Origin of the sequence: Nocardioides sp. CPCC 206348 (assembly GCF_048654705.1) — a bacterium.
Lineage (GTDB): Bacteria > Actinomycetota > Actinomycetes > Propionibacteriales > Nocardioidaceae > Nocardioides.
This window is the reverse complement of sequence record NZ_JBMCZA010000209.1, coordinates 35,884-45,112: the sequence shown is the minus strand read 5'-3', so window position 1 is coordinate 45,112 and position 9,229 is coordinate 35,884. Positions and strand designations below refer to the sequence as shown.

Genomic DNA, 9,229 nt, shown 5'->3' with positions numbered 1-9,229 from the left:
CCCAGGAGCTTCTCGACCACGATGTCGGCGCGGCCCATGCGCTCGAGGGCCTCGGCGTTGCTGACGCCCTCGATCAGGTCGACGTCGAACGGCAAGCCCTCCTCGCGCAGGGTGTCGAGGGCCGCCAGCACGATGTCGGTGCCCTTGGTCGACCGGCGGCTCGGCGCGTGGGCGATCACGGCTCGCGGACGGTCGGCGACCGGAACGGCCCGGATGCTGTCGGTGTCGACGATCTTGGGGACGTACACGCCCTCGTCGACGTACGGAAGGTCGAGCACACTGCCCACGGTCATGTGCGAGGCGTACCGGCGGATGACCGACAGCCGGGTGGCGATCAGCTCCTCGTCGCACGGCACGTCGGCGAACCGGTAGTAGCTCCACGGGTCGTCGTCGACGTGGTGGCTGCGCAGGCGCGCGTCCGAACCGTGGAAGGTGAAGACCACCGTGACACCGAGCGACCGCCACACCGGCAGGTCCCAGAACCAGGGCAGGAACTCACGTTGGGGCACCAGCGAGCTCGCGTAGTGGAAGTGCACGACGTCGAAGTCCTGCTCGACCGCCTCCAGGAAGGCCCGGATGATCGACGCCGGGCCCGGCGTCACGTCGACGGTCCGGTCGACCGGGTAGCCGAAGGGGTGCTCCCTGAATTGCCACACCTCGACCTCGTGTCCGGCCTGACGAAGTCCCTGGGCCATCAGCCATGGCTGATTGGCGATGTTCACCGGCGCCTGGAGCACGCGCATGAGCGGACAGAGTAGTTCAGTAGAGTCGCCGCGTGCCTGTGTTTGAGGAACCCCGCCATGTCGGCCGGCCCAACATGGGCGATCGCGAGGCGTTCTTGACCCGGGTCGGGGAGATCTTCGACCGCGGCTGGTTCTCCAACGACGGCCCCGTGGTCCGAGAGCTCGAGGCGCGACTGGCCGAGATGGCCGGCGTCAGGCACTGCGTCGCGACCTGCAACGGCACCATCGCCCTCGAGATCGCCATCCGCGCGCTCGGGCTGGAGGGTGAGGTCATCGTGCCGTCGTACACCTTCGTCGCCACTGCCCACGCCCTGCACTGGCAGGGCGTCACCCCCGTCTTCGCCGACATCGACCCACGGACCCACACCCTGGACCCCGAGGCAGTACGACGCGCGATCACCCCGCGCACCACCGGGATCATCGGCGTGCACCTGTGGGGCCAGCCCGCAGCGGTCGACGAGCTCCAGGCCATCGCCGACGAGCACGGCCTCTCCTTGATGTTCGACGCGGCCCACGCCTTCGCGTGCACCCACCAGGGCCGGATGATCGGCGGGTTCGGCCGCGCCGAGGTCTTCAGCTTCCACGCCACGAAGTTCTTCAACAGCTTCGAGGGCGGGGCGGTGATGACGGATGACGACGAGATCGCCGAGAAGGCCCGCCTGATGCGCAACTTCGGGTTCGCCGGGTACGACAACGTCATCCATCCCGGCACCAACGGGAAGATGATCGAGGTCTGCGCAGCGATGGGCCTGACCAACCTCGAGATGCTGGACGCGACGATCGCCGTCAACCGGCGCAACCACGAGGCGTACGCCGCCGGGCTGGCCGGCGTACCCGGCCTGGAGCTGATGTCGTTCGATCCCGACGAGGCGAACAACTTCCAGTACGTCGTGCTCCAGGTGCGTGAGGACGCCGGGACCTCGCGCGACGCCCTGGTCGAGGCGCTGCAGGCCGAGAACGTCCTTGCCCGGCGCTACTTCTGGCCCGGGTGCCACAACATGGCGCCGTATCGCGACCTCGATCCCGACGCCGGCGCAACGTTGCCCGTCACCGAACAGGTGGCCGGCGAGGTCGTCGTCCTGCCGACCGGCAGCGCGGTGAGCGTCGCCGACATCGAAGTGATCACCGGCCTGATCCGGGCGCAGGTCGGCCGATGACCCGCCTCCTCCACCTCTTCGGCGCGGGGGGACACGGCCGCGAGCTGGCCTGGCTGGCCCGCGAGGTGCACGGTGACGACCTGTCCCTCGTCTACCTGGTCGACGACGAGAGCCACCTGGACGGGCCGGTGCACGGCCATCCCGTCCGGCTCCTGGCCGATGCCACCGCCGGCGGGCTCTACGTCGCCGCGATCGGCGATCCTGCGGCACGCGAGCGGGCTGCGCAGGCGTGCGATCGGGCCGGCCTGGTGGCGACCACGCTGGTCCATCCACGCGTCGAGCACGCACCCGATCGGGTGCAGTTCGGACCCGGGAGCGTGGTGGCCGCGGGCAGCGTCCTGACCACCGACATCACCCTCGGCCGGCACGTCCACGTCAACGTCGGCTGCACCGTCAGCCACGACGCCGTCCTCGAGGACTACGTGACCCTCTCGCCCGGGGTGCACGTCGCCGGGCACGTCACCATCGAACGTGGCGCGTTCCTCGGGACCGGGGCCACGGTCATCAACGGAACCACGACGGAGCGGCTGGTCATCGGCGCCGGCGCCGTGGTGGCAGCCGGGGCCGTCGTCACCGGTTCCGTCGCCCCGGGAGCACTCGTTGCCGGCGTGCCCGCCGTGCGGAAGCGCTGACCCGCTTCTCCAGCTCTGCCACGAACCGGGCCAGGTTGGCCTCCACCCGGTCGGTCCCCCAGAAGCCGGCGAGGACCTCGCGGTGCCGCGCCAGTGACGCCGCATCGACCGGCCCCTCGGGGAGGGCCTCCTGGAGCTCGGCCGCTCGATGGATGTCGAGCCCGAGCTCACGCAACCAGGCGTAGAGCGGGTTGCGGCGGTCGAGGTAGACGTGCGTGCCCTGTTGGACCGCGGCGACGATGTTGCCGAGGCCCTGTTGGCGCCGGTGCAGGAACACGGCGACTCCGCACCCCGCGACGATGTCGAGGTACTCCTCGATCGGCAGGTGCTCGACGATCGGGAAGAAGTGCTCTCCGAGGAGCCGCTCACCGCCCCGGACCACTCCGTCGCGGTAGGCGTTGTCGCCGTAGGTCAGCGGGACGACCACGCGGCGTGAGCCCAGATCGGTGTCGGCGAGCCGCCGGAAGGTCTCCAGGTGGTTGTTCGTCCACGCCGCCGAGTTCCCCACGAGGATGTCGTTGCCCCGGGCCACGGCATCGCCGGCGCGGCACATCGACACGATGTCGCCGTAGTTGAGCTGGCGATACTCCCCGCGGAAGCCGGGGAAGGCGCGGGTGAAGACATCGAGGTCCGGTGGGGCCGGGGCCGAGAAGAAGTCGGTACGACGCGCGACCGTCTGCCGCACCATGTCGAGTGCGGCTCCCTCCAGGGAGCCGGGCTGCCCTTCCACCACGAGGCGCCCCAACCGGTCGGGCACCTTGCCGCGATGCACGCGCTTCAGCAGGTTGAGGGTCCGCACGCCGTACAGGTCGTCGGCCGCCTCGCCCCGGTAGTAGTCGAACCCGAAGCCGCTCCACACCACGATCACCTCGGGCGGCAGCTGCGCACACACGAGGGCGGCGAAGTCCGACATCGCGTGCACGACGACGACGTCGGCGGCCTGGAGCTGCTCGACGACGAGGTCGACGTTCTCCGACGTCGGCAGCACCCAGGAGCTCGGGCCGGTGAACTCGACCGGGCGCGGGTCCCTGCTGGTGGCCTGCACGAGGACGTTGGCTCCCGGGGCCAGGCGCTCGAACCGGGCGACGAGGTAGTCGACGAAGTGCGAGTCCGAACCGATGTGGAAGATCTTCATCGGGGCGTGCTGGCCTACCGGGTCCCGTGCATGATGAGGCTCATCGCCTCGGCTCGGGTCGCCGGGTTGTGCATGGAACCGCGGATCGCCGAGGTGATCGTGCGGGCTCCGGCCTTGCGGACGCCGCGCATCGTCATGCAGAGGTGCTCGGCCTCGATGACCACGATCACGCCGCGCGCGTCGAGCAGCTCCATCAGCGAGTCCGCCACCTGGGTGGTGAGCCGCTCCTGGACCTGGGGTCGCTTGGCATAGACGTCGAGGAGCCGCGCCAGCTTGGACAGGCCGGTGATCTTGCCGCTCTCGGCAGGGATGTAGCCGACATGGGCGACGCCGGTGAACGGCACCAGGTGGTGCTCGCACATCGACCACAGCTCGATGTCACGGACCAGCACCATCTCGTCATGACCGATGTCGAACGTCGTCGTGAGGACGTCGGAAGCAGTCATCCGCAGTCCGGAGGTCAGTTCGGCGTACGCCCTGGCCACGCGGGCCGGCGTCTCCCGCAGGCCCTCGCGGTCGGGGTCCTCCCCGATCGCTGCGAGCAGCTCCCGGACGGCGGCCTCGGCCCGGTCGTGGTCGAACGCGGGCACGTCGTCGCGGTCCCGCTCGGGGACGGTGATCGGATCGGCCATGAGGGTCCCTTGTCAGGTGCCAGCAGAGGGGGTCGGCGGCTGCGGTTCGTTCGGCGGAACGATCGGAGGTCCGCCGTGGACGTCACCGTCGGGACCGGGCGGCGTCAGGATCTGCCCACCCTCCGGCTCGGGTGCTCCGTTGACCGCGAGGCCGTTCTGCTCGGCCCGGCGGCGGATCTCCTCGGGGATCTCCACCGGGGGGATGTCCGAGGGGATGCGGGTCGGCGAGCCGGTCCAGGCCGGACGACGCGGACGCAGCCGCAGTGCGGTGAAGATCTCCGCGACCTCGGCCTTGTCGAGCGTCTCCTTGTCGAGCAGCGCGAGGACGAGCTGGTCGAGCACGTCGCGGTTCTCGACCAGGATGTCGAAGGCTTCCTGGTGGGCGCCGGTGAGGAGCAGCTTGGTCTCCTCGTCGATGATCGCGGCGACGTCCTCGGAGTAGCCCCGGCCATGGCCCATGTCGCGACCCATGAACGGCTCGCCGGCGGCCTCGCCGAGCTTGATCGCGCCGAGGCGCTCGGTCATGCCGTACTGGGTGACCATCGCGCGGGCGACGCTGGTCGCCTTCTCGATGTCGTTGCCGGCGCCGGTGGTCGGGTCGTGGAAGACCATCTCCTCCGCCGCCCGGCCGCCCAGCATGTAGGCGAGCTTGTCGAGCATCTCCGAGCGGGTCTGGGAGTACTTGTCCTCGTCCGGCAGCACCATCGTGTACCCGAGGGCGCGGCCGCGCGGCAGGATCGTGATCTTGTGGACCGGGTCGCCGCCCGGGAGCGCCGCTGCGACGAGGGCGTGGCCGCCCTCGTGGTAGGCGGTGATGAGCTTTTCCTTCTCGGTCATCAGGCGGGTACGACGCTGCGGGCCCGCGATGACGCGGTCGATCGCCTCGTCGAGCGTGGCCGCGTCGATGACCTTCTTGTTGTTGCGCGCGGTGAGCAGCGCGGCCTCGTTGAGCACGTTGGCCAGGTCGGCACCCGAGAAGCCGGGCGTACGACGGGCAACAGCCATCAGGTCCACGTCGGTGTAGAGCGGCTTGCCCCGCGAGTGCACGTCGAGGATCTGCTTGCGGCCGGCCAGGTCGGGCGCGTCGACGGGGATCTGGCGGTCGAAGCGACCCGGGCGCAGCAGCGCCGGGTCGAGCACGTCGGGACGGTTCGTCGCGGCGATCAGGATGACGCCGCCGCGGACGTCGAAGCCGTCCATCTCCACGAGGAGCTGGTTGAGGGTCTGCTCGCGCTCGTCGTGACCGCCGCCCATGCCGGCGCCGCGGTGGCGACCGACGGCATCGATCTCGTCGATGAAGACGATGGCGGGGGCGTTCTCCTTGGCCTGCTCGAACAGGTCACGAACACGCGAGGCGCCGACACCGACGAACATCTCGACGAAGTCCGAGCCGGAGATCGAGTAGAACGGCACGCCGGCCTCGCCGGCGACAGCGCGGGCGAGCAGCGTCTTGCCCGTACCGGGAGAGCCGTAGAGCAGCACGCCCTTGGGGATCTTGGCGCCCACGGCCTGGAACTTGGCGGGTTCCTGGAGGAACTCCTTGATCTCGCCGAGCTCCTCGATCGCCTCGTCGCAACCAGCGACGTCGGCGAACGTGGTCTTGGGCATGTCCTTGCTGATCATCTTGGCCTTGGACTTGCCGAACTGCATGACGCCCTTGCCGCCACCCTGCACGTTGTTCATCAAGAAGATGAACAGCAAGATGATCAGGGCGAACGGCAGCAGCGTCGCGAGGATCGAGCCGAGCAGGCTGGGCTTGGGGTTCTTCGAGTTGGCCTTCTCGATGGTGCCCTTGGCGACCTGCTCGTCGACAGCGGCGAGCAGCGTCTCCTGCTGGCCCTGGATGTAGTAGGCCAGCACCTTGTCGCCGGACTCGCGGGTGCCCTTGTCGAGGGTGGCCTCGATGGACTGGTCGCCGTCGATGAAGGTGATGTCCTTGACCTGGCCCTTGTCGATGTACTTCGACAGCTGGGAGGTCTGGACCTCGTCGTACCCTCCACCGGGCGCGAGCAACTGCAGGGCGAGGACCACGGCGAACACCGCCACCACGATCCAGAGCCAAGGCCCCCTGAAAACGCGCTTCACAGACTTACTCGCTCCCCATCTCCACCATCAGGATCAGTCGACGGTACACGTCGACAGTCCGACCATTCTGTCCGGTCCATGGTGACCGGAACACGGGGCCCGTCGAGGTCCCGTGCAGCCAACGTACGGGGAGGGGTCGCTGGTTCCCGCTTCTGCGGGTCGCTCAGGAGTAGACGGAAGGGGAGAGGGTGCCGATGTCGCGCAGGTTCCGGTACTTCTCGCGGTAGTCGAGGCCGTAGCCGACGACGAACTCGTTGGGGATGTCCCAGCCGACGTACTTGGCCTCGATGGGCATGGTCAGCGCCTCGGGCTTGCGCAGCAGGGTGGCGATCTCGACGCTCGCCGGGCCACGGGAGCCCAGGTTGGAGGTCAGCCACGACAGGGTCAGGCCGGTGTCGATGATCTCGTCGACGATCAGGACGTGGCGGCCGGTGATGTCGGCGTCGAGGTCCTTGAGGATCCGCACCACACCGGAGGACTTCGTCCCCGAGCCGTACGACGACACGGCCATCCAGTCCATCTCGACATGCTTCGTGAGGGCGCGGGACAGGTCGGCCATGACCATCACCGCACCGCGCAGCACGCCGACCAGGACGAGGTCCTTGCCGTCGTAGTCGCGGTCGATCACGGCGGCCATCTCGGCGATCCGGGCCTGGATCTGGGCCTCGGTGAAGAGCACCTCGACCAGGTCGTTGCCGACGTCTGCTGCGTCCATGGGCGTCAGCCTGCCACAGCGGTGGGGCGGAACCGGAGGTGGGAGCCGTCGCGATACGCGGTGACCTTGCCGGGCAGTTGGACCTGCCTGTCGTGGTGGCCATGTCCGTACACGAGATCGAACATCGCGTCGATGTGGACGGCGAAGAGCTCGGACGGCGGACAGCCCGCCTCGAGGGCGACCGTGCGGAGCACCCGACTGATGATCGCGGCGGGATAGGTCTCCAGCCAGCCCGTCCTGACGAGGTGGTGCTCCGCGTCCTCGTCCGCCTCGTCCACCTCTCGCAGGACGCGGGCAGCCATCTCGTCGAGCGCGTAGGTGTCGTGACGCAGCTGGTCGGCCGTACGGGCCAGCGTCGCAGCGATGCCCGGCCCGAGCTCGGCCTCCAGCATCGGCAGGACGGTGTGCCGCACCCGCGAACGCAGGAAGCGGGGGTCGCTGTTGTGGGGATCGGTCCAGAACTCGATGCCCTCGGCGACGCACGCTGCCTCGGTCTCCGCGCGTGTGATGTCGAGCAGCGGTCGTCGGTACCGGTCGAAGGACCGGCGCATCCCGGACAGCGACCGGGCGCCGCTGCCGCGCGCAAGCCCCATCAGGACCGTCTCGGCCTGGTCGTCGCGCGTGTGGCCGAGCAGGACCGGGCTCGACCCGAACCGGTCGGCGACCTCTGCCAGGACGGCATACCTCGCTTCACGCGCCGCTGCCTCGGGTCCGGTGTCCGTGGCCACGACGTTGACCCGGACGCTCACGGTCTCGTGCACCCCGAGGCGGACCATCTGCTCGACGACATGTGCAGCATGGTCAGCCGAGTCGTCCTGCAGTCCGTGGTCGACGGTCACACCGACGACGTGCCATTCGCGCTTGCGCGCCTCGAACACGGTGCCCGCCAGGAGCGCGAGCGAATCCGCGCCGCCCGAGCAGGCGACCAGCACCGCCCCACCGGGCGCGCGACGGACGTCGTCGCGGATCGCCCGTCGTACAGCAGCGACGGCGGGGTGGAGCGTCATCAGCTGAGGACGCGGCGGACCCAGCCCTCGGGGTCGCTCAGCTCGGCCTTGCTCGGGAGGTTCTCCGGACCGGCCCACACGGCGTTGAACTCCTCCATGCCGACCTTGTCGACGACGGCGCGGACGAACTGGGCGCCGTCGCGGTACTGCGCCATCTTCGCCTCGAGGCCGAGCAGGCGGCGCAGCAGCCGGTCCAGGGTGCCGACGCCCTTGCGGCGCTGGGTGAACTTCGCGCGGATCTTCTCGACGCTGGGGATCACGCTCGGCCCGACGTCGTCCATGACGACGTCCGCGTGGCCCTCGAGCAACGACATCATGCCGGTGACCCGGTCCAGGATCTCGCGCTGCTCGGGGGTGCTGAACATGTCCACGATGCTGCCGCCGTTGCGCGCGGACTTGATCGCCTCGGTGATGCGTTCGAGGCCGCCGTCGATGAAGCTGCTGGGGTCGACCGCGTCGCTGATCGCGGCGATCTCGGAGAACAGGTGCTCACGCATCCACGGCACCGCCGTGAACTGCACGCGGTGGGTCTCCTCGTGGAGGCAGACCCAGAGGCGGAAGTCGTGCGGGTCGACCTCGAGCTCGCGCTCCACGTGCACGATGTTCGGCGCGACGAGGAGCAGCCGGCCGTGCGGTTCGTGGAACGGGTCGAACTGGCCGAGCACCTTGCCGGCCAGGAAGCCGAGCAGGCCACCGACCTCGGCACCGGTGATCTTGGAACCCACCTTGACCGCCAGCTTGCCGGGGGGCTTGGACTCCACCATCTTCTCGACCATCGGGCGGGTCGCGATCGCAAAACCCTCCGCGTTGGCCTGCACCCAGCCGCGGCGGTCGACCACCAGGATCGGGGCCGTCCCGTCAGGGGCGTCGAGGCCGGTGAACTCCCGCACCAGCCCGGTCGAGCGGTTCGCGCCCGCCCGCAGCTCCGCGACGGCGTCGTCGGCCTCGGTCCGCGACACCACCGGTCCCTCCCCCGCCAGGCGCGAGCCGAGGGACACCGCGAGGTCCCAATCGATCATCGGGGGGAGTTCAGCGGTCGGCTCGGGCATGGAAGGAAGCGTAGGCCGCCCACGAAGTGTGGCAATTGGGGGTGCGAAGTGTGGGCGTCGCGGACGGGGCGCCC

The 9,229-nt window shown here is 69.5% G+C and carries 9 protein-coding genes; 2 read left to right on the top strand and 7 right to left on the bottom strand.

Annotation, left to right across the window (positions count from 1 at the left end; all coding sequences use genetic code 11):
- On the bottom strand, positions 1-743 hold a 743-nt coding region (locus ACOADB_RS20820), incomplete at its 3' end, for a glycosyltransferase family 4 protein (protein ID WP_378602942.1).
- Positions 744-775: 32 nt separating this feature from the next.
- Here ACOADB_RS20820 and ACOADB_RS20815 point away from each other — a divergent pair.
- Complete coding sequence (locus ACOADB_RS20815; protein WP_378602939.1) at positions 776-1,900, top strand: DegT/DnrJ/EryC1/StrS family aminotransferase; 1,125 nt, start codon at positions 776-778, stop codon at positions 1,898-1,900.
- Positions 1,897-2,532 carry an acetyltransferase gene (locus ACOADB_RS20810; protein WP_378602936.1) on the top strand — a complete coding sequence of 212 codons (636 nt, stop codon included), beginning with the start codon at positions 1,897-1,899 and terminating at the stop codon, positions 2,530-2,532. Before ACOADB_RS20815 ends, ACOADB_RS20810 begins: the two co-directional genes overlap by 4 nt.
- On the opposite strand, the gene ACOADB_RS20805 is transcribed toward ACOADB_RS20810, so the two are convergent.
- The 6 genes from ACOADB_RS20805 to ACOADB_RS20780 all read right to left on the bottom strand — a co-directional run bounded on the left by ACOADB_RS20805 (position 2,471) and on the right by ACOADB_RS20780 (position 9,155).
- Entirely contained in the window at positions 2,471-3,667 is a 1,197-nt protein-coding gene (locus ACOADB_RS20805; RefSeq protein ID WP_378602933.1) for a TDP-N-acetylfucosamine:lipid II N-acetylfucosaminyltransferase, read from the bottom strand. The two genes, ACOADB_RS20810 and ACOADB_RS20805, sit on opposite strands and share 62 nt — an antisense overlap.
- 14 nt (positions 3,668-3,681) lie before the next feature.
- A complete protein-coding gene (folE, locus tag ACOADB_RS20800; protein ID WP_378602930.1) occupies positions 3,682-4,299 on the bottom strand; it encodes a GTP cyclohydrolase I FolE in 618 nt (205 codons plus the stop codon).
- A 12-nt stretch (positions 4,300-4,311) separates the two neighbouring features.
- Positions 4,312-6,384: an ATP-dependent zinc metalloprotease FtsH gene (gene ftsH, locus ACOADB_RS20795; protein ID WP_378602927.1), complete on the bottom strand. Its 2,073-nt coding sequence runs from the start codon at positions 6,382-6,384 to the stop codon at positions 4,312-4,314.
- Between the two features lie 163 nt (positions 6,385-6,547).
- Positions 6,548-7,099: a hypoxanthine phosphoribosyltransferase gene (gene hpt / locus ACOADB_RS20790; RefSeq protein ID WP_378602924.1), complete on the bottom strand. Its 552-nt coding sequence runs from the start codon at positions 7,097-7,099 to the stop codon at positions 6,548-6,550.
- A 5-nt stretch (positions 7,100-7,104) separates the two neighbouring features.
- Positions 7,105-8,106 (bottom strand): tRNA lysidine(34) synthetase TilS, encoded by a 1,002-nt coding sequence (gene tilS, locus ACOADB_RS20785; RefSeq protein WP_378602921.1) that lies wholly within the window; start codon positions 8,104-8,106, stop codon positions 7,105-7,107.
- Positions 8,106-9,155 carry a zinc-dependent metalloprotease gene (locus ACOADB_RS20780; protein ID WP_378602918.1) on the bottom strand — a complete coding sequence of 350 codons (1,050 nt, stop codon included), beginning with the start codon at positions 9,153-9,155 and terminating at the stop codon, positions 8,106-8,108. Before ACOADB_RS20780 ends, tilS begins: the two co-directional genes overlap by 1 nt.
- Positions 9,156-9,229 lie beyond the last annotated feature (74 nt).

Excerpts from the sequence above, each read along its gene's own strand:
- ACOADB_RS20810 (WP_378602936.1), top strand. The coding sequence starts at position 1,897 with ATGACCCGCCTCCTCCACCTCTTCGGCGCGGGGGGACACGGCCGCGAG.
- hpt (WP_378602924.1), bottom strand. The coding sequence starts at position 7,099 with ATGGACGCAGCAGACGTCGGCAACGACCTGGTCGAGGTGCTCTTCACC.
- folE (WP_378602930.1), bottom strand. The coding sequence starts at position 4,299 with ATGGCCGATCCGATCACCGTCCCCGAGCGGGACCGCGACGACGTGCCC.
- ACOADB_RS20780 (WP_378602918.1), bottom strand. The coding sequence starts at position 9,155 with ATGCCCGAGCCGACCGCTGAACTCCCCCCGATGATCGATTGGGACCTC.
- tilS (WP_378602921.1), bottom strand. The coding sequence starts at position 8,106 with ATGACGCTCCACCCCGCCGTCGCTGCTGTACGACGGGCGATCCGCGAC.
- ACOADB_RS20805 (WP_378602933.1), bottom strand. The coding sequence starts at position 3,667 with ATGAAGATCTTCCACATCGGTTCGGACTCGCACTTCGTCGACTACCTC.